The organism is Streptomyces sp. NBC_00223 (assembly GCF_036199905.1).
In the GTDB taxonomy this organism is placed as follows: domain Bacteria; phylum Actinomycetota; class Actinomycetes; order Streptomycetales; family Streptomycetaceae; genus Actinacidiphila.
Map to the genome: position 1 here is coordinate 1,822,116 of NZ_CP108109.1, position 20,294 is coordinate 1,842,409.

General features: G+C 73.3%; 15 protein-coding genes. 12 read left to right on the plus strand and 3 right to left on the minus strand.

The genetic code is table 11. The annotated features are described in order from the left end of the window. Window positions 1–23: 23 nt before the first annotated feature. Window positions 24–2,312: an APC family permease gene (locus OHA30_RS07670; RefSeq protein WP_405785683.1), complete on the plus strand. Its 2,289-nt coding sequence runs from the start codon at window positions 24–26 to the stop codon at window positions 2,310–2,312. 68 nt (window positions 2,313–2,380) lie between these two features. Here the strand turns inward: OHA30_RS07670 and OHA30_RS07675 are convergent, their stop codons facing one another. Beyond that, a complete protein-coding gene (locus OHA30_RS07675) occupies window positions 2,381–2,593 on the minus strand; it encodes a hypothetical protein (RefSeq protein ID WP_328913043.1) in 213 nt (70 codons plus the stop codon). Between OHA30_RS07675 and OHA30_RS07680 the strand changes: the two genes are divergently transcribed. Next, a complete protein-coding gene (locus OHA30_RS07680) occupies window positions 2,547–3,161 on the plus strand; it encodes a discoidin domain-containing protein (protein WP_328913044.1) in 615 nt (204 codons plus the stop codon). The genes OHA30_RS07675 and OHA30_RS07680 overlap by 47 nt on opposite strands. Window positions 3,162–3,244: 83 nt before the next feature. Here OHA30_RS07680 and OHA30_RS07685 read toward each other — a convergent pair whose 3' ends face one another. Beyond that, window positions 3,245–4,642 (minus strand): condensation domain-containing protein, encoded by a 1,398-nt coding sequence (locus OHA30_RS07685; protein ID WP_328913045.1) that lies wholly within the window; start codon window positions 4,640–4,642, stop codon window positions 3,245–3,247. 366 nt (window positions 4,643–5,008) lie between these two features. On the opposite strand from OHA30_RS07685, the gene OHA30_RS07690 reads away from it, so the two are divergent. The 7 genes from OHA30_RS07690 to OHA30_RS07720 all read left to right on the plus strand — a co-directional run bounded on the left by OHA30_RS07690 (window position 5,009) and on the right by OHA30_RS07720 (window position 14,295). Beyond that, window positions 5,009–6,409 (plus strand): condensation domain-containing protein, encoded by a 1,401-nt coding sequence (locus OHA30_RS07690; RefSeq protein WP_328913046.1) that lies wholly within the window; start codon window positions 5,009–5,011, stop codon window positions 6,407–6,409. Window positions 6,410–6,445: 36 nt separating this feature from the next. Further along, window positions 6,446–7,351: an Fpg/Nei family DNA glycosylase gene (locus tag OHA30_RS07695; protein WP_328913047.1), complete on the plus strand. Its 906-nt coding sequence runs from the start codon at window positions 6,446–6,448 to the stop codon at window positions 7,349–7,351. Window positions 7,352–7,394: 43 nt separating this feature from the next. Next, entirely contained in the window at window positions 7,395–8,531 is a 1,137-nt protein-coding gene (locus OHA30_RS07700) for a Fic family protein (protein ID WP_328913048.1), read from the plus strand. Between the two features lie 42 nt (window positions 8,532–8,573). Then, complete coding sequence (locus OHA30_RS07705) at window positions 8,574–9,152, plus strand: hypothetical protein (RefSeq protein ID WP_328913049.1); 579 nt, start codon at window positions 8,574–8,576, stop codon at window positions 9,150–9,152. Between the two features lie 112 nt (window positions 9,153–9,264). After that, window positions 9,265–10,350, plus strand: a complete 1,086-nt coding sequence (locus tag OHA30_RS07710; RefSeq protein ID WP_328913050.1) for a Gfo/Idh/MocA family protein — start codon at window positions 9,265–9,267, stop codon at window positions 10,348–10,350. Window positions 10,351–10,546: 196 nt separating this feature from the next. Then, the gene (locus tag OHA30_RS07715) at window positions 10,547–12,391 is read left to right on the plus strand and encodes an ABC transporter ATP-binding protein (protein ID WP_328913051.1); all 1,845 of its coding nucleotides are present in this window, start codon (window positions 10,547–10,549) and stop codon (window positions 12,389–12,391) included. After that, window positions 12,388–14,295, plus strand: a complete 1,908-nt coding sequence (locus tag OHA30_RS07720; RefSeq protein WP_328913052.1) for an ABC transporter ATP-binding protein — start codon at window positions 12,388–12,390, stop codon at window positions 14,293–14,295. The genes OHA30_RS07715 and OHA30_RS07720 overlap by 4 nt, the downstream gene beginning before the upstream one ends. 37 nt (window positions 14,296–14,332) lie before the next feature. On the opposite strand, the gene OHA30_RS07725 is transcribed toward OHA30_RS07720, so the two are convergent. Further along, window positions 14,333–15,190 (minus strand): NAD-dependent epimerase/dehydratase family protein, encoded by an 858-nt coding sequence (locus OHA30_RS07725; RefSeq protein ID WP_328913053.1) that lies wholly within the window; start codon window positions 15,188–15,190, stop codon window positions 14,333–14,335. A gap of 226 nt (window positions 15,191–15,416) precedes the next feature. Here OHA30_RS07725 and OHA30_RS07730 point away from each other — a divergent pair, with 226 nt between their 5' ends. From OHA30_RS07730 to OHA30_RS07740, 3 genes are all read left to right on the plus strand, one after another. Continuing rightward, window positions 15,417–17,828: a DEAD/DEAH box helicase gene (locus OHA30_RS07730; RefSeq protein ID WP_328913054.1), complete on the plus strand. Its 2,412-nt coding sequence runs from the start codon at window positions 15,417–15,419 to the stop codon at window positions 17,826–17,828. A gap of 432 nt (window positions 17,829–18,260) precedes the next feature. After that, window positions 18,261–18,791: a hypothetical protein gene (locus tag OHA30_RS07735; RefSeq protein ID WP_328913055.1), complete on the plus strand. Its 531-nt coding sequence runs from the start codon at window positions 18,261–18,263 to the stop codon at window positions 18,789–18,791. A gap of 210 nt (window positions 18,792–19,001) precedes the next feature. After that, window positions 19,002–20,225, plus strand: coding sequence for a serine hydrolase domain-containing protein (locus OHA30_RS07740; protein WP_328913056.1), 1,224 nt, complete (start codon window positions 19,002–19,004; stop codon window positions 20,223–20,225). Window positions 20,226–20,294 lie beyond the last annotated feature (69 nt).

A 20,294-nucleotide genomic window follows, 5' to 3' on the forward strand; every position in this document is an offset into this window, starting at 1 on the left:
GGATCGCGGGGACACTGAGCGATGTGTCCTCAACGTACCGTAGTCAAGAAGAGGAAGCGGGCGGCTCCGGCGTGCCCAGCCCCTCCGCTGTGCTGCCGGGCCTCGACAGCGAGCAGCTCCGGGTGCTGCGCCTGGCCGGGCAGGAGTGGGCGCAGGTGTCGGCCGGCCCCGAGGTGTCGCGCCGGGCCCTGCCCGTCGACCCCGACCTGGGCCGCTTCCCCCCGGCGGCGGACATCCTGCCGCCCCGGTTCGGCCGGCTCGTGCGTGTCACCCCGCTGGGCGGCCGGCCGGCCGAGAGCGCGTCCGGGAGCGCGCCCGACGACACCTCCGACCTGCCGACCACCCCGCTGGACCGCTTTGTCCGCCACGTCCGCCGGACCCTGCTCGGGCCGCCGCTGAAGAGCACCGCGATCGCCCGCGAGAGCATGCACAAGATCGTGGCGCTGCCGGTGCTCTCCGCGGACGCCCTGTCCTCGGTCGCGTACGGCCCCGAGGCCATGCTCGCCGTGCTCGTGCTCGCGGGCTCCGCGGGGCTGACGTACTCGCTGCCGATCGCCGCCGTGATCGCGTTCCTGATGCTGGCGGTCGGCATCTCGTACCGGCAGACGATCCGCGCCTATCCGCGCGGCGGCGGCTCCTACATCGTCGCCAGCGACAACCTCGGGCGGATGCCGGGGCTGCTGGCCGCCGGCGGTCTGATGATCGACTACGTGCTGACGGTCGCCGTGTCGATCGCCTCCGGGGTCGCCGCCATCACCTCGGCGCTTCCCGGGCTGCGCCCGGAGACCGTGCCGATCGGCGTGGCCGTGATCGCGGTGCTGTTCGCCGGGAATCTGCGCGGTATCCGGCAGGCCGGTGTGCTGTTCGCCGCGCCGACCTACGCCTTCATCATCGCCATGGCCGCCCTGATCATCACGACCCTGGTGCACTCCGCCGGCCACGGCTTCCACCCCGTGCCCGCCCCGCGCCTGCACGCCACCGAGGGCGTCGGACTGCTGCTGATCATGCGCGCCTTCGCCTCGGGCTCCACGGCCATGACCGGCATCGAGGCCATCTCCAACGCCGTACCGGCCTTCCAGCCCGTGCGGTGGCGCAACGCGCGCACCACGCTGACCTGGATGATCACCCTGCTCATCACGCTCTTCGCGGGCACGGTCGCCATCGTCCACCTCACCGGGGTCGTGCCCAACAGCCGGGAGACGGTGCTCTCGCAGCTCGCCCATCTCAGCTTCGGCTCGGGCGTGATGTACGTCTTCGTACAGGCCGCCACCGCGGCGGTGCTGCTGCTCGCGGCGAACACCGCGTACAACGACTTCCCGCGCGTGCTGTTCCTGCTGGCCCGGGACCACCACGCCCCGCACATCTTCCTGCGGCTGGGCGACCGGCTGGCCTTCAGCAACGGCATCGCGCTGCTGTCCGCGGCCGCCGCCCTGGTCTACGTGGCCTTCGGCGGCAGCACCGCGTCACTGATCCCGCTCTACGCGGTCGGAGTCTTCCTCGCCTTCACGCTGTCGCAGTCCGGGATGGTGGTCCACTGGTGGCGGCTGCGTGACGCGCATTGGCGCAAGAGTCTGGCCTTCAACGCGACCGGTGGTCTGCTCTCGGCCCTCGTTCTGATCACGGCGGCGATCGCCAAGTTCACCTCGGGCGCCTGGGTCGCGCTGGTGGTCATCGGCCTGTTCCTCCTCCTCGCGGTCCGGATCAGGCATCACTACGACGTCGTCGGCGACTTGCTGCGGCTGCGCCCCCACTCCATCGAACTGCCCACGCACACGCTGAAGCCGCCGCCCGGCGGGAAAGCGCCCGACGGAACGGCGCCGACGCCCGAGCCCGTGGCGCCCGAGCCCGTCACCCCCGAGCCTGTGCCCCCGCCGGTGCCCGAAGGGGAGGAGGAAGAGGAGACACCCCAGGCGATCCACCACCTCTCGGTCGTGGCCATCTCGTCGCTCAACCTCGCCAGCCTGCGCGCGCTCGCCTACGCGGCCTCGCTCCAGCAGCCGACGCTCGCCCTCCATGTCAGCCCGAGCGAGGAGGAGGCCCAACGGCTGCGCGCGTACTGGGAGGTGTGGGGGAACCACCTTCCCCTGGAGGTCGTCGTCTCCCCCTACCGGGCCACCGTCGCGCCCATGGTCCACTACATCGAGGCGCTGCACCGCCAGCGCCCCGACCTCACGGTGACCGTGATCCTCCCCGAGGTCGTCACGCGGCATCTGCGCCACCGCGTCCTGCACAGCCGGATCGCCGCGCGCCTGCGCCGGGCGCTGCGGCCGCTGCCGAAGATCGTCGTGACCACCGTGCCGTTCCATGTGTAGTGCGGGACCGGTCGGCGACAGCCGTACGGGAGCGGTGGGCGTCCGTACGGGACCGGCCGGCGGAGGTGTCAGGTACACGGGCCGGGCGCGTCGCCGGCCAGATCGGGGGCTGGGCGGGCGGCCGGGCGGGCGGCCGGGTGGGCGCGGAACTCGCCGGACCCGCGGACAAGGAAGCGGGTCAGCAGGACCACCGAGCGCGGGGCCGAACGGTCGCCCGCGATACGGGAGAAGAGCATGGTGGCCGCCGTGCCGCCCAGGGCCACCGGGTCCTGGCTGACCACGGTGAGCGGCGGGCTGAGGCGTACGTACCACCCCGTCTCGGCGCGCCAGGCCCGCTATGTGCGGCTCGCCGTCTCCTCCCCCACCAACGTGGCGAACGACAGCGCCGCCCGGATCTACGAACTCCAGGTGTACGGCGGCGGCAGCCCGGACCTCGCACTCGGCCGTACGGCCACCGGCTCCGACTCCTGCGGCACGACGGAGACGCCCGACAAGGCGGTCAACGGCAGTTACAACGGCGGTAATTCGGACAAGTGGTGCTCGAAGGTGTCGGGCACCAAGACGCTGACGGTCGACCTCGGCGCCTCGCACGCGCTGACCTCGCTCGTGGTGCGGCACGCCGGGGCCGGCGGGGAGAACCCGGACTGGAACACCAAGGACTTCGACCTGGCCGTGTCCGCGGACGGCGCCAACTGGACCACGGCGGCGCAGATCCGCGGCAACACCGCGGACACGACCACCAACGCGGTCAGTGCCACCGGCCGTTATGTCCGCCTGAGCGTCCTCACCCCGACCCGGACCACCGACCCAGCCGCCCGTATCTATGAACTGGAGGTCTACGGAAGCTAGTCGCGGCGGGCGCGCGGTCCGGGCCGGCGGGTCCGGACCGCGCGCCCGCACCCCCGGGTCCGGAACGTGACGCCGGGCCGGCGTCAGAGGGTGCCGGTGCGGGTCACGTTGTGGAGGGTCCGGGTGAGAGTGCGGATGAGGGCGGGTTTGGTGCGGCGGGCCTGCGGGGTGTCCGCGTAGAGGGAGTTGACGTACAGGCCCGTGTCGTTGCGGTGGAACCAGAAGCAGATGCCGTTGCTGTGCGACGCCCAGATGTGCTTCCCCGCCTTCCGGTCCGTGTGGTGCCGTGCCCCCGGGACCCGGCGGAAGTCCAGGTAGGAGAAGAAGTTCACCGGGTACGGCCAGTAGCGCATCGCGGCGTACTGCGGCGCCAGCAGATGCCACGCCCGGACGAAGGGCACGTCGGCGTGCTCGCGCATCTCGGCGGCCGCGTCCCGTACACCGGTCATGATCTCGGTGAAGTCCCGGTCCTCCGCCACGGAGAAGGCGATCGGCAGGGTGTTGACGAACCAGCCCATGGCGTGGGCGTAGGAGTCCCGGCCGCGTTCGCTGACCGGCATGAGCCCGCGGTAGACCGCCGGGCCGCCCTCCTTGCGCAGGGACACCCCGACGGCCGCCAGGATTCCCATGAAGAGCCGGCCCCCGGCCGCCCGGCAGCGCGACTCCATCGCGTCGACCTCCTCGGCCGTCAGCAGCTGATCCGTCTCGTTGACCGTCGGGTGGACCCGGCCGGGCTCGACCCCGATGTCCAGCGGGAAGGGCGGGAAGAAGCCGCCGTTCCCGGCCATGAACGTCCGCCAGTAGTCGAGCCGGGGATCGTCGGCGCCGATCTCCTGGTGCCGGCGGTGCTGCTCCCGGCTGAAGGCGAGGCAACTGCCGGCCTCGGGGAGTTCCGGCTGCTCACCGCGCGCGTACGCGGCGTACGCGGTGGCGATGTCCCGCACGGCGAGCGGAGTGGAGATGCCGTCGGTGACGAGGTGGTCGCAGGCGAAGCACACCGTGGTGGACTCCTCCCTGATCACCGCGCCCATCACCAGCAGGGGCCCGGACACCGGGTCGACCCGCTGGAAGAACCGGTGCAGTCGGTCCCGCAGTTCGGGCGCGGAGTCGACGCTCCCCACCTCGACGGACTTGAGCGCGATCTCGTCCGGCCCGAGGGTGTCGCAGCTCAGTTCGCCGGAGAGCTGGTGGAAGGTGGAGCGCAGCACCTCGTGCCGCCGTACGAAGAAGAGCAGCGCGGCTTCGAGCGCCTCGCGGTCGAGCGGCCCGGCGATCTCGAACGTCCCGGCGAGGTAGGAGCCGAGGGGGTCGTTGGTGCTCCGGGCCTCCTGGGCGACGGAGAAATGTTTCGCCTGGTTGTACGACGTGTTCTCGCGCGGCTCCGCGGGTGCGGGGGTGCCACGCATGGTGGTGGCGACCATCTCCCATTCCACGAGATGTCCCGGTGCGATCTCCAGATCTTCGATGGGTGCCTGAAGCACGGTGGCCCTTTCCGTCGTCCGTCGCTGTGTCGCTCACGCAGCCAGGACGGATGTGGTCCGGACGGGCAGGGGCTGCGACCGCCGAAGCACGCCGCCCACCGTTTCCGTCACCGCGCCCGCTCGCCAGCCCAACGAGCGGGGTGGCGGTGCGGAAACGGGCCGCTGGGCCGGGCGGCCCCGTTCGTACGGGACCTCCCGCCGTACCGGCCCCTCCTCGTACGGCCCCCGTTGCCGTACCGCCGGTCCGGTCGTTGGGGCTTCGGGCCGGACGGGCACGTCCGGCACGCCACCGGCCGGCACACCACCGGACGCGGTCCGCCCCCGCGGTCCGCGCGGGCCGGCAAGGGATCGACAGGAAGGGCCGTCATGCGTCAAGCACCCCTCGAAGAGCGGGAGTTCACGCCCGGCCACATCGTGGAGTGGGAGCTGCTCCCCACCGCCATGCGCGGCGCCGCCGGACCCGCGCAGGCACGCGGCGTCACCTCGTACACCCAGGAGAAGTACCTCGCCGCGGCGCAGGAGGCCCGTACTACGGACGAGAGCATCACGTCGTACGTCGCCGTCACCTTCGAGCTCCCGGGCCCCCTCGACCGCGAGGCGCTCGAAGCCGCGCTGCTCCTCCTGGTCCGGCGGCACGAGGTGCTGCGCTGTACGTTCCAGCAACTCTCCGGCGACCCGGCCTGCGATGTCCTCGGGCCGGACGAGGTCGCGCTCAAGCTGGTCGACGTGGGGCCGTTCGGCGGATCGGCCGGGATCCACGCCTTTCTCGCCGAGTCCTTTCGGCGGATCGACACGCTGAACGGGCCGCTGTTCGTCATGGGCGCGGTGATCGGGGACACGTCCACCACGGTGTATCTCGCTTTCGACCATCTGCTCTCCGACGGAATGTCGGCGCCGCTCGTGGTGCGTGACGTCGGTGTCGCCTATACGTCGTATGCGCGGGGTGATCAGCCGGAATTGCCCGAGGCGGGGAGTTATCTCGCTTTCAGCCGGGCGCAGCTCGCCCGTAATCAGGAGATCGACGCCGACGATCCGCGGCTCGACTACTGGAAGGCGTTCACGGCGCGGAACGGTGGTTTCTTTCCGCGTTCCCCGCTGGATCTCGGGGTCGAGCCCGGCCGGATGTACCCGGTGCGCAACGACACGGAGACGCTGCTGGACGGCGACGCCGCCGACGCGATGGAGGCCAGGTGCCGGGCCGTCGGCGGGAATCTGTCGCTGGGTGTCCTGGCGGCCGTCGGGGTGGCGCTGCGCGAGGAGGGCGGGCCCGAGGTGTTCCGGGCGGTGATTCCCGTGAGCGAACGCGGCCGGGGTTCCTACGCGCATTCCCTGGGCTGGTTCGCCAATCCGATGCCGATCGAATTCTCCGTGGCGAGGGAGGAGGATTTCGCGGCGGTCGTGGGAAACGCGGGGACCGCGTCCGTGGAAATGCTGCGGAACGCCGGGGTGCCCTTTGTGAAGGCATGGCACCTGCTGGCCCCCGAATACGCGGAGCTGGGAGCATGGCCTTTCCCGGTGAACTTCTTCTCTTACCTTGATTTCCGCAAGGTCCCCGGGGCGGAGCGGCACGCCGAGTGGAAGCCGATGGGGCACGCGTGGGTGCCGCAGAGCAATGGCGTCGGCTACTGGTTCCACCGCAATGACGCCGGTCTGCACATGAACCGCATCTGCGTCGACACCCCGCGGGCCGGGCGCGCCCAGGCCGCGTTCGGGCGCGGGCTGGCGGAGACGCTGCGGAACGTCGTGTGCGACGGCACATTCCGATAGCCGCCGGTCGGGGCGGGGCCGGGGCAGACTGGTGGTATGCCTGAATTGCCCGAGGTGGAGTCCCTGAGCCGTTTTCTGGCCGAGCGGCTGGTCGGCCGCGGTGTCGCGCGGACGTATCCGCTGGCCTTCCACGCGCTCAAGACGTACGACCCGCCGATCACGGCGCTTGAGGGGCGGGTGTTCGACGCGGTGACCCGGCACGGCAAGTTCCTCGACCTCCGGACGCGGGGAGCGGACGCCGGCGAGGGGGACACCCGGGCGGACGCCGTGCACCTGGTCGTCCACCTCGCGCGGGCGGGCTGGGTGCGGTGGAGCGACCAGCTGCCGGAGGGGCCGCCGCGCCGGGGCAAGGGCCCGCTCGCGCTGCGGGTACGGCTCACCGACCCCGAGGACGGCGCGGGCTTCGACGTGACGGAGGCCGGTACGCAGAAGCACCTCGCGATCCATGTCGTACGGGACCCCCTCGACGTGCCGGGTATCGCGCGGCTCGGGCCCGATCCGCTCGCCGAAACGTTCACCCCGGCCGCCTTCGCCGCCATGCTCGACGGGGAGCGGCGCCAGATCAAGGGCGTGCTGCGCGACCAGAGCGTGCTGGCCGGGATCGGGAACGCGTACTCGGACGAGATCCTGCACGCGGCCCGGATGTCGCCGTTCCGGCTGGCGGCGAAGCTCTCCGAGGACGAGGTGGCGCGGCTGTACGCGGCGATCGGCACGACGCTGGCCGACGCGGTCGAACGCTCCCGTGGGCTCCCGCTGCGCGACCTGAAGTCGGAGAAGAAGAGCGGGCTGCGGGTGCACGGGCGCAAGGGCGAGCCGTGCCCGGTCTGCGGCGACACGATCCGCGAGGTCTCCTTCGCGGACTCCGCCCTCCAGTACTGCCCCACCTGCCAGACCGCCGGCAAACCCCTCGCCGACCGCCGCCTCTCCCGCCTCCTCAAATAGCGAGGATGTTGACGTGATGATTACGTCATTGCATCATTGACACATGCTCTACCCCACCCCGACCCTCAGCCCCGACGACGCCCGCGTACTGGACGACATCGAACGCGCGCGCCGGGCCCTGCGGCACCAGGTGCGTGCCACGCCTTCGAAGTGGTCGGCCGGGCTGCGGAAGTTCCTGACCGCCGACGCCGTCGCGGCCTCGAACTCGATCGAGGGCTTCAAGGTGGCCACGGTCGATGTCGAGGACCTGATGGCGGGCGAGCGCGAGGTCGACGTCTCCGAGGAGAACCGCGAGGAGACCCTCGCCTACCAGCAGATGATGACCTACGTCCAGACGCTCCACGATGTCGACGACTTCCGCTACAGCAAGGGCCTGCTCAACTCCCTGCACTGGATGCTCCAGGGCCACCGGCACACCGTCCCCAAGCCGGCCGGGCAGTGGCGCCGGGGCGCCGTGTACGTCACCGACGCCCGCGATCCCAGCATCGCCGCGTACACCGCGCCGGACGCCGAGGACGTGCCCGCCCTCATGGGTGAACTCGTCGACTGGCTGAACACCGACGACGGCAGCCACCCGCTGGTCAGGGCGGCCATGGCCCATCTCCACCTGGTGTCCATCCACCCCTGGGCCGACGGCAACGGCCGGATGTCCCGCTCGCTGCAGACCCTGCTGATCGCCCGGGAAGGGGTGCTCGCCCCGGAGTTCTCCTCCATCGAGGCCTGGCTCGGACGCCCCGGCAACACCTGGGAGTACTACCGCGAACTGCAGCGCCGGGGCGCCGAGTTCCTTCCGGACCAGGATGTGTCCGGATGGGTCCGCTTCAACCTCACGGCGTATCACCAGCAGGCACAGACCGTGCGGGGCCGCCTCGACCGTTCCAGCCGGGTGTGGACGTCGCTCACGGAGTTCGCCGAGGATTCGGGACTCGACGAGCGGGTGGTGACCGCCCTGCACGACGTCGCCATGGCCGGACGGGTCCGGCGCTCCCGCTACGAACACGCCGAAAGCCTCAGCGTGCAGCAGGCACAGCGCGACCTCCGCGACCTCGTCACCGCCCAGGTGCTCGAATCGGTCGGCCGTACCCGGGCGCGCTACTACACGGCCGGACCCCGTTTCCCGGCGTCCGCGCTTGACATCGCCCGCACACCGATGGCGCTGACCGATCCGTACGCCGTCTGACCCCCGGGGTCCCCTTGCGGGTGGGGCTGGTTGGATGGGGGGATGGGTGGGGAGGCGCGGGTGTACGAGGCGCGGTACGGGTGGAACGCGGCGGCGGTGCGGATCGCCGCGCTGTGCGCAGTGCTGGTCGCGATGGCGTTCGTGCCGGGGGTGCCCGTCGTGGCCGCCGTCGTGCTCGGCGTCCTGGTGGGGCTGGTCCTGCTGATGATCGTCGTGCTGGCGACCGCCCGTCCCCTGGCGCTGCGGATCGATCCCAAGGGCGTGACGCTGGGCGGTCTGCCCTTCGGACCCCGCACGATCAGGGCCACGTATCTGCCGTGGTCGGAGGTCGTCTCGATCTCCCTGTGGATGGACGGGAACCTGCCGCGGACCAAGGTGCCGTACCTTGAGGTGCGCCACCGGGTGGGTCCCGCGCGGCCGCCCGCGCCCGCGGAGTCCGCCGCTCTCCAGCAGCTCGACGCCTATCTGGCCACGCAGGTGCCCGCCGAGTTCGTGGAGCGGTTCCGGGGGACGGAGAGCGCACACCGCGCGCTCACGCTGTGGCGGCTGGACGTCGACCGGCTCAGGACGGCCGTCCAGGCGTGCGCGCCCGAGGTCCATGTCTTCGGCGACCTCGGCTGATTCCTCGGCTGATTCTTCGGCGGCCTTGACTGACGCAGGGCCGGTGACCTGGACTGGGGGCTGATCCCGCCCGCCCCCGGCCCCCGCGGCCCGGCTCCCGAGGAGCACCTACGTGAGCGCAACACCCATACGTTTCGGCCTGGTCGGCAGCGGCTGGCGGTCGGAGTTCTTCGTCCGGCTCGCGAAGGCGCTGCCCGAACGGCTCGCGGTGACCGGCGTGGTGACCCGTTCCGCCGGGCGCGGCGCCGAGGTCGAGGCGGCCTGGGGCGTGCCCTCGTACCGTACGACCGATGAACTGCTGGGCGGCAAACCGGAGTTCGTGATCCCGTCGGTGCCGTGGGCGGCGACGCCCGAGGTGACGCGGGACCTCGTACGGCGGGAGGTGCCGGTGCTCGCCGAGACCCCGCCCGCGCCCGACCTCGACGGGCTGCGGGCGCTGTGGCGGGACACCGGGAGCAGCGGCCTGGTGCAGGTGGCCGAGCAGTACCCGCTGATGCCGGGCCACGCGGCGCGCCTGGCGCTGCTGCGCGAGGGGGTGATCGGCGAGGTCACGTCCGTACAGCTGTCGTCCACGCACCTCTACCACGCGGTGTCGCTGATCCGGCACACGCTGGACGTCGGGCTCGGGGCGGCGACCGTGACGGCGAAGTCGTTCACCGCGCCGCTCGCCGATCCGATGACCCCGGCCGGCTGGACGGACGACCTGACACCGAAGGACGCCACGACCACGCTGGCGTTCCTGGACTTCGGCGGCGGCCGGACGGGCCTGTACGACTTCACGGACAACCAGTGGTGGAACCCGCTGCGGGCCCGCCGCGTGGTGGTCCGCGGCTCGCTGGGCGAGATCGTGGACGACCAGGTGGTGCGGATGGCCGACCCGCGCACCCCGGTGGAATCGCCGCTGGTCCGGCGGCGTACCGGCACGGACCTCAATCTGGAGGGCTCCGAGCTGCACCACATCAGCTTCGACGGGCGGGTGGTCTACCGGAACGACTACGTCGGCGCGCGCTTCTCCGAGGACGATCTGGCCGTCGTCGACCTGCTGTTCCGTACGGGCGCGTGGGTACGCGGCGAGGGGCCGGCGCCGTATCCGCTCGCGGAGGGCTGCCAGGACCACGCGATCGCGCTGGCGATCGAGGAGTCGGCGCGTACGGGTGGCGCGGCGGTGGCCGTGGGCGGGGAGGCGTGGGCGGGCTGAGCGGGGCGGGGCCTCGGGGAACGGGCCCCAGGCGACGGGCCTCGGGGAACGGGCCTCGGGAGACGGGCGTGCCCCGGGAGACAGACGTGCCGCGAGGCGAGCTGCGGGCACCTCGGGGCGGGTTTGTCCGTTGGGCGACACGGATTGGCGAATTGGTGTGTTTACGCCAGGCTGAGCCGCACATAGCGTCGATCATGTGACCGCCTCGACGACCGCCGCCCCCGCCGCGCCCCCTCCGCTGACCTCACGGGACGTACCGGAGCCGGCCTCCCCGGGGTCCTCGCCCGCGGCCTCGCCGCGGGCGCTGCTGTGGCGGGCGCTGGGCACACGGCGGCGGGACCTGGTCGCCGCCTCCCTGCTCTACAGCTCGCACCAGCTCGGCGAGTCGATGGTCCCCGTGGTCATCGGCGCGACGGTCGGCAACGCGGTGTCCGGCGGCGACCGGTGGTCGATCGCGCTGTGGCTGGCCGTGCTGGGCGCGGACTTCCTGCTGCTGTCGATGTCGTACCGCTTCGGCGCGCGGGCCAGTATGCGGGCCAAGCAGCACACCGCCCACGAGGTGCGGATGTGGGTGACCGAGCGGGTGGTACGTCCGGCCGGCGGCGTACGGCTGGCGCCCGGCGACCTGCTGACCCGGGCGGCGAGCGACGCCGGGCGGGTGGGCGCCTTCGCCGGGGTCTTCGCCTCGACCGTCGCCGCCGTCGCCGTACTGGCCGTCTCGACCGTGCTGCTGCTGCGTTTCTCGCTGCCGCTCGGCGCGGTGATCCTGGCCGGTACGGTGCTGCTGCCCGCCGTGCAGGACCGGGTCTCGCGGCGGCTGCGGCGGCACAGCGGTGTCGAGCAGGAGGAGGCCGGGCGGGCCGCCGTCCTGGCCGAGGACCTGATCCGCGGGCTGCGGGTGCTCAAGGGCATCGGGGCCGAGCCGACGGCTGCCGCCGAGTACCGGCGGGCGAGCCGGGGGGCGCTGGACGCGTCGCTGCGGGCGGTGTCCTCGGAGTCGGTGCTGACGGCGGTGGGGACGGCGTTCACCGGGGCGTATCTGACGGTGATCGCGGGGGTCGGCGGGTGGCTGGCGCTGTCCGGGCGGCTGGGGCTCGGGGAGTTCGTGGCCGCGCTCGGGCTGGCGCGGTTCGTGATCGGGCCGATGCGGGTGGTGTCGGCGGCGAGCGCGTCGTACGCGCGGGCGCTGGCGTCGGCGGCGCGGGTCGGCGAGGTGCTGACGGCGGAGGCGGCGGTCGAGGTCGCGGACGGGGTCCCGGTGGCGGGCACGGCTTCCAAGGGCGCGGCCTTCGAGGGCGCGACTTCCGGGGGCACGGCTGCCGAGGACGCGAGCGACGTGGTCTTCGCGGGCGCCGACGGCGTGACCTTCACCGCCGAAGCGGGCGCGCTCACCGGCGTGGTCGCGGCCGCGCCCACGCTCGCCGCCCGGATTCCCGCCCTGCTGGCCCGTGAACGTGACCCGGCGGTGGGCCGGATACGGATCGGCGGCGTCGACATCGCCGCCCTTCCGCTGGAGGAGTTGCGCGGCCGGGTGCTGGTCTCGCCGCACGACGCCGTGCTCTTCCCCGGCACGATCGCCGAGAACATCGGCCTGCTCGCGCCGGACGACGCCGCGGCCGGGCGCGGCGCCCGGGCGGCCTTCGCCGACCAGGTGATCGCCACCGTCCCGGACGGCCCGCGCACCCCGGTCGGCGACCGGGGCGAGAATCTGTCCGGCGGCCAGCGCCAGCGCGTCGCCCTCGCCAGGGCGCTCGCGGCCGAGCCGCCCGTCCTCGTACTGCACGACCCGACCACCGCCGTGGACGCGGCCACCGAGGACCGTATCGCCGAGCGGCTGCGGGAGGTACGGGCCGGCCGCACGTCGATCCTCGTCACCACGAGCCCGGCGCTGCTGTCGCGCTGCGACCGGGTGGTGTTCGTCCGCGACGCGGGCGTGAGCGGCGAGGCCACGGCGGCGGACAGCGCGGCCGACGTCGTGACCGGCGGGCACGCCGAGCTGATGCGGGACGTCCCCGCCTACCGCGAACTGCTGACCAAGTGACCGCCGAGCGGCGCGAGTCCGCGTCGGCGACCCCCGAACTCCCGTTGGCCGCCGGGCCGTTGACGACGCCCGAACTCCCTTTGGCCGCAAAGCCGTTGACCACCACCGAACCCGGCCCCGCGAGCAGCGGCACGTACCCCGAGGACAACCCCATGACCCCGCTCCCCCTCCTGCCCGTCGCCGACGGGCGGCAGATCAGGGCGTATCTGCGCGACGCCCTGCGCGGCCGGTGGGGGCTGCCCGCGGCGACCGTGGCCGTGATGGTCGGCGAGAGCGCGCTCGGCCTGGTCGGGCCGATCGCGATCGGGCGGCTGACGCAGGCCGTCGTCACCGGTCAGGGCAGGTCCGCGCTCGTCGGACCGGTCGTGCTGCTCGCCGTCGCCGCCGTACTGGGCGCCCTCACGGTCTGGGCGTCCGGCGTCATGCTGGCCCGGGTCGTGCTGCCCGAAGTCGCCCGGCTGCGCGAGGACGTGGTCGCCACGGCGCTCACCCTGCCGGTGGACACCGTCGAGGCGGGCGGCTCCGGCGACCTCGTCTCGCGCGTCTCCGGCGACGTCGAACGCGTCACCGAGGCCGCCCAGGGCGCGCTGGGCACCTTCGTCTCGGCCGGGCTCGCCATCCTCGCCACGCTGGTCGGACTCGCCTCGCTGGACTGGCGGTTCGCGGTCGCGGGACTGCTGGCCGTGCCGTTCCAGGTGCTCGCGCTGCGCTGGTACCTGCGCACGTCCCGCCCGGTCTACGCGGCCGGCCGCACCGCCGAGGGCCACCGCACCTCCGCCCTGCTCGGCGCCTTCGCCGCGCTGCCGACGGTCCGCGCGCTGCGGCTCGGCGGCCGACAGTACACGCGGGTCGAGAAGGGCTCGCTGCAGGCGATGGAGTACGAGTTCCGGGCCACGCGCACCGCGACCCGCTTCTCCGGGCGGCTCAACGTGGCCGAGTACATCGGGCTGGGCGCGATCCTGCTGGTGGCGTACGTCCTTGTGCACAGCGGTACGGCGAGCGTCGGGGCGGCGACCACCGCCGCGCTGTTCTTCGCCGGGCTGTTCGACCCGATCAACGCGGTGCTCGGCGCCTTCGACAGCATCCAGCAGGCGGGCGCGGGCCTGGCCCGGCTGATCGGCGTCACCGCCGCGCGCCCGGCCCCCGCCGAGGCCGGGCCGCCCCCGGGACCCGAACCCGTCCTGGACATGGCGGCGGTCGGCTTCGGTTACGGCGACGGCGCCGATGTCGTGCACGACGTGGACATCCGGCTCGAACCCGGCCGCCACGTCGCGATCGTGGGCACGACCGGCTCGGGCAAGTCCACGGTGGCCACGCTGATGGCCGGGATACGGCAGCCGCGGCGCGGCCGGATCACCTTCGGCGGGGTGCCGCTGACCGGTATCGACGGGCGGGACCTGCACCGTACGGTCGCCCTGGTCACGCAGGAGACCCACCTGTTCGCGGGGACCGTCGCCGACAACCTGCGGCTCGCGCGGCCGGACGCGCCGGACGACGCGATCACGGCGGCGCTCGCCGAGGTCGGCGCGGACGGATGGGTCTCGACCCTGCCCGACGGCCTGGCCACCCCGATCGGCGCGGGCGGCCACCCACTGACCGCCGGACAGGCCCAACACCTCGCGCTGGCCCGGCTGTTGCTGCTCGACCCAGCCGTCGTGATCCTCGACGAGGCGACGGCCGAGGGCGGCAGCGACACCGCCCGGGTACTGGACGGCGCGGCCCGTACGGTCGTCGAGGGCCGCGGCGCCCTCGTCGTCGCGCACCGGCTGTCGCAGACCGCGAGCGCGGACACGATCCTCGTCATGGACGCGGGACGCGTGGTGGAACGCGGTACGCACGACGAACTGCGGGCGGCGGGCGGCCCGTACGCGGCGCTGTGGGGGGCGTGGTCGCGTACGGGGTGAAGTGCCGGGCGGTGCACGGGATTTCGGCGCGGCGGGCTCAGTGCTTCACGGCGTCCCGCCACGAGTGCTGGGGTACGAAGCCGAGCACGTCGCGGGCCCGGTCGATACTCAGCAGCGTCTCGTACACACCGATCTCGCGGGTCAACTCGACGCCGGGGAAGACCTCGTGGAGGAGTTCGGCGGAGGGCCGGTCCATGATCGTGTCGGCCGCGGCGATGACAAAGCTCTGCGCGCCGGTCACTTCGGCGGTCAGCCCGAGGCGGCAGGCCAGGGCCACGTCCCGGGCGTCGATGTACCCCCACAGGTTCCACTTGCGCAGGTGCGGGTCGGACCAGTAGCCGGGGACCTGGTCGTAGTCCCGCTCGACGTGCACATTCGACAGCCGCAGCGCCACGAAGGGGATGCCGGACCACTCGGCGATCTGCCCGGCGGTCGTCTCACTGGCCACCTTGGACAGGGCGTATGTCGAGGTGGGGAACGGGTAGTGCGCCTCGTCCACGGGGGCGTAGCGCGGCGGGACGTCGAAGGGCAGACCGAGCGTCGTCTCGCTGGAGGCCCACACGACGCGGGAGAGCTTGTTGTGGGCGGCGGCGAGGAAGACGTTGTTGTTCATCGCCAGGTTGGTGTTGAGGGTGTGCGCGGCCGGGAAGAGGCCGGGGGCGGGGATGTTGGCGAGGTGGACGACGGTGTCGGCCCCGCTCAGCGCGTCGACGGCCTGCCCGTAGTCGGTCAGGTCCGCGCACAGCAACTCCACGCCGAGGCCGGACATCGCGGCGCGGTCGGCGGGGCCCGCGACGACGTCCACGGCCAGAACGTCCAGGCCCTGCGCCACGAATTCCGCTACGACGACCCGGCCGGTCTTCCCGGTGGCCCCGGTGACGGCGACTGTGGTCATGTGGGTGCTCCTCACTCGACTCTTCGGTCACGGATACGTTTACGGTCCGTTCGCGGCGCACAGGGCGTACCGCCGTGGCTCGCGGTCCCCCATCCTGCCGTACGGTCGGCCGCCCGGGGACGGGACGGGGGCTCGCCGTAGGGTGGGGGCCGGGCGGCGGCGAGGGGGGTACGGCGAGGTGGCGGCGGGCGCGGGGGCAGGAACGACGGGCGCGGGACCGGTGGACGTGACGGCGGCCGACGCGGACACGGCCGACGTGGGGGCCGGGCGGCGGGCGCGGGAGGTGCTGGCGCGGGCCGAGGGGCTGCGTACCGCCGCCCGTACGGTCGTGGCCGATCACGAGGCGGCGCGGACGGCCGTCCTGGAGGCACTGGGGCCGATCCGGCGGGAGCTGGTCCAACGGGACCTGGACGCGATGCCCGTCGCGCGGCTCGCGGACGCGACCGAGGGCCGGCTGCGGGTCTCGGCGCTGGAACGGGCCGGATACACCACCGTCGGCCAGGTGTACGGGGCGAGCGCGTACACCTTGCAGCAACTGCCCGGCGTGGGCCGTACGACCGTCGCCCAGGCGCAGGCCGCGGCCGCGCAACTCGCCGCTGCGGTCGAGGAGAACGTCGCCGTACCGCTGGAGGCCGACCACCGGGACGACCCCCGGCGTACCGCGCTGGTGCTGGCGCTGCACCGGCTGGTGGAGGCGGGGCCCGAAGCGGCGCGGGCGCGGCGGACGGCCGAGGCGGTGGAGGGCGAGCTGTCCCCGCTCGTGGCCGCGGCCCGGCCGGCCCGGGGGCGACTGCGGATGCTGATGGCCGGGCGGGCGAAGCGGGCGGCCGCGCTGGCGGCGCTGGCCCGGATCGACGAGGTGACGCGCGCGGCGGAGGCGGACGACACCGCGCTGCTCTTCGCGCAGGCGTCGGTCGACCTGCTGCGCCCGCCCGGCTCCGCGCCCGAGGCGTGGATCGACTTCGAGCTGCGGGCGGCCGAATTCCACGGGCTGCTGGGCGAGTTCGGCGGGCCGGCGCCCGACGCGGAGGCGGCCCAGGGCTTTCTGCCGACGGAGCTGGTCGAACGCGTCCGCGCCCAGCCGCTGGACGACACCCACCGGCGGGTCTCGCTGCGCGGGTACCAGGCGTTCGGGGCGCGCTTCGCGCTGGCCCAGCGGCGGGTGGTGCTCGGGGACGAGATGGGGCTCGGCAAGACCGTGCAGGCCATCGCGGCGATCGCGCACCTCAAGGCGGCCGGGCAGACCCACTTCCTGGTGGTGTGCCCGGCGAGCGTGCTGGTCAACTGGGTGCGCGAGATCGAGTCGCGCAGCACTCTGCGGGCGTACCGGGTGCACGGGCCCGACCGCCGGCTGGCGCTGGAGGAGTGGCTGGACGCGGGCGACGTCGCGGTCACGACGTACGACGGGCTGCGGACGCTGGACGTCGCGGACGACGGGCCCGCCGCGCCGCTGGGGATGCTGATCGCCGACGAGGCGCACTACGTGAAGAACCCGGAGGCGCAGCGGTCGCGGGCGCTGGCGGAGTGGATCGGACACGCGGGGCATGTGCTGCTGCTCACGGGTACGCCGATGGAGAACCGGGTCGAGGAGTTCCGCAACCTCGTGGGGTACGTCTGCCCCGAACTGCTGCCGCAGGTGCGGCGGAGTCTGACGGCGGCGGGGCCGCGGGCGTTCCGGAAGGCGGTGGCGCCGGCGTATCTGCGGCGCAACCAGTGCGATGTGCTGACCGAACTGCCCGAGCTGGTACGGGTGGACACCTGGGACGAACTGTCCCCGTCCGACCTGGTGGCGTACCGGGAGGCGGTGGCGGCGGGCAACTTCATGGCGATGCGGCGGGCGGCCTACGCCGATCCGGCGCACTCGGCGAAGCTGCGGCGGCTGCGGGAGGTGGTGCGGGAGGCGGCGGAGAACGGGTTGAAGGTGGTCGTCTTCTCCTACTTCCGGAGTGTGCTGGAGGTGGTGGGGGCGGAGCTCGGCGCCTCCGGCGGGGGTACGGGGGCCTCCGGCGGGGGCGGGGCGGGCGCGAGGGCGGGGGCGGTGGTGGGGGTCATCACCGGGAGTACGGCGGCGGGGGAACGGCAGCGGCTGGCCGACGAGTTCACGGCGGCGCGCGGGCACGCGGTGCTGCTGGCGCAGATCCAGGCGGGCGGGGTGGGACTGAACCTCCAGGCGGCGTCGGTGGTCGTGCTGTGCGAACCGCAGGTGAAGCCGACGACGGAGGAGCAGGCGATCGGGCGGGCACACCGGATGGGGCAGGTGCGGCGGGTGCAGGTGCACCGGCTGCTGGCGGCGGACAGTGTGGATCAGCGGCTGCTGGAGATTCTGGCGGGGAAGCGGCGGGAGTTCGACGCGTACGCGCGGCACAGCGACACGGCGGAGTCGGCGCCGGAGGCGGTGGACGTCTCGGAGCAGTCGCTCGCGCGGCGGATCGTGGAGGCGGAGCAGCGGCGGCTCGCTTCGCCGGACGGGGCAGGGGGCGCGGGCGCGGCGGGCGCGGAGGGCGCGGCGGGCGCGGCGGGCGCGGCGGGCGCGGCGGGCGCGGCGGGCGCGGCGGGCGCGGCGGGCGCGGCGGGCGCGGCGGGCGCGGCGCTAGAGGGTGTCACGCTTGCGAAAGCCTCTCCGGAGGCGGCGAGTTAGAGGGTCTCACGGTTGCTAGGCCCTCTCGCCGACGGTGAGCACCTCACGAAAGTGAGAGGGTCTAACGAACATGACGCTCCCCCAGGCTGGGCACACCCCGAGTCGCTTACGCGAGAGGGTCTAACGAATGCGGCACTCTCCAGCCGTACGCCGGCTCGCGAACCTGAGAGGGTCTAACGAACGCGAGCCGTTCCAGCCGCCACCCGCCGACTCGCAAGCGTGAGAGGGTCTCACAAACGCGAGACCCGCCCGGCCGCCGGCCCCCGCCCCACCCCGCGCGGGCCAATTCCGTTGCGGCCGGCGCCAGGCCGCACCCCGCTCGCTAGCATGCTGCATGCTCCCGCACAGCCCGCACCTTCACCACCGGAGCCGCCGACGGCTCCGGTCCCCGTTCCGGAGGTAGCCATGCGCAGCAAGCACTACCGTTCACGCGTGTTAGGGACCCTCGCGGCCCTCACCCTGGCGGGTGGGGCGGTCGGCATTCCGGCCGCCTCCGCCGCGCAGATCAGCCCTTCGCTCATCGGCCCGAAGCAGCTCTTCGACGGCCAGGTCAACGGCGTGACGTCCGGCGCCGTCATCAAGGTCGACTGCCCGGTCTCCTTCCCGCCGCCCCCGACCCCCGTCCCCGAGTCCTCCGCCGTCCCCCTCACCGGCCACCCCGCCGCGGGCCAGACCGTCGACGTGGTCTATGTGGCGCCCTCCCCCGTGTCGAACTCCAACACCGGCTTCACCGGGGAGGTCGGCGACCATGTGATCGTGCAGTTCGAGTCCGGGCCGACCGTCGGCCGGATCGTCACCCTGTCCAACTACGGCGTCAAGGTGGCCATCCCGACCTCCCTCACGCTGCCCTGCTCCGGCACCGGCAAGGTGTCCTTCGTGCCCGCGCCCAGCAGTGACACCGCCCGCGCGGCCACCGTCCCGGTGACGTATCTGAGCCAAACGTACGTGCCCGACGGCTCCTGACCCCCAGCCCCGAACGCATCTACCCGGTGCGGGAGTTGTCCCCAGGAAACGCCCAAGTGGGCCTCCCCCTGGGGTTTTCCCCACCCCCGCACCGGGCGTCCGCTCCATCGACCCTCGCGCGCCTGCCGCGTTGACTTGCCCCGTCCGGTGAAGGCGAAGCGGACGTGACACATCGGAGCGAGTCGACGGGGAAGAACGATGCGAGCAGCGATGACGGGGATACGTACGGTCGTGGTGGCGTGGGCGGTCGCGCTCGCCGCCTCCGCGCTGGCCGCCTCCGCACTGGCGGCCGTCCCGGCGGGGGCGCGGACGGGCGGCGCGGATCACGGCTACACGGACGCCGCCCTGCGCAGGGACCTCGCCGCGGTACGGGCGGCCGGCGGCGGGCAGGTGAACGTCGTCGCCCGCGTGGACCGCCAGGGCGCCGCCCCGCTGCGCGCCCGGTACGGCACCGAGGGCGTCGGTTCGCAGGCGCCCGTGCCGTGGGACCCGGAGTTCCGGGCGGCGAGCACCAGCAAGACGTTCACGGCGGTGGTCGTGCTCCAACTGGCCGCCGAGCGACGGCTGTCACTCGACGACACGGTGGAACACTGGCTGCCGGGCGTCGTGCGCGGCCACGGCAACGACGGCGCGCGGATCACCGTAAGGGATCTGCTCCAGCAGACCAGCGGGCTGTACGACTACATCACCGACCCCGGCGTACAGGACCGGTTGCTGAACCACTTCGAGGAGAACCGCGACGACGCCACTCCGCCAGGGGAGTTGGTCGCGCTCGCGGTGAGTCGTCCGCCGCTGTTCACGCCCGGACCCGCGGGCACGCCCCGGCGCTGGGCGTACTCGAACACCAACTACCTGCTCGCCGCGATGATCGCGGAGAAGGCATCGGGCGTGGGCTGGCGGGAGTTGGTCGAGCACCGGGTGATCGCGCCGCTCGGGCTGCGGCACACGTACATCCCGGGCGAGAACCCGTTCCTCGTCGGTCCGCACGAGCGGGTGACGATCGACGGGCCCGGCGGCGTTCCGGTCGACCTGACCGAGGAGAGCTTCCAGCACACCGCCGACTCGGGGGTGGTCAGCACGCCGTCCGACCTCAACACGTTCTTCCGGGCACTGGCCGCGGGGCGGTTGCTGCCCGCCGGGCAGTGGCGGGAGATGCGGCGGACGGTGCCGTACGACGATCTGCCGGTGCCGCCGTCCGGCCGGCCGGGCGGTTACGGTCTCGGGCTGCGGGTCGTGCCGCTGACCTGCGGCGGCGCGTACTACATGCACGAGGGCGACGGTTTCGGGGTGTACGGGCGGCCGGCGGTGAGCGCGGACGGCCGCCGCGCGGTGACGGTGTCGGTCACGTCCACGACCGCGCTGGTGGACGAGGACCGGCTGAACCGGGCGGTGGAGGCGCTCACCGACCACGCGCTGTGCGACGGCGCCCGGTGAGGCGCCGACGTGTGGCCGGTGAGCGGTGACCCCGGGGCCGCGGGGGTCGGGCACCCCGGGGTCGGTCTG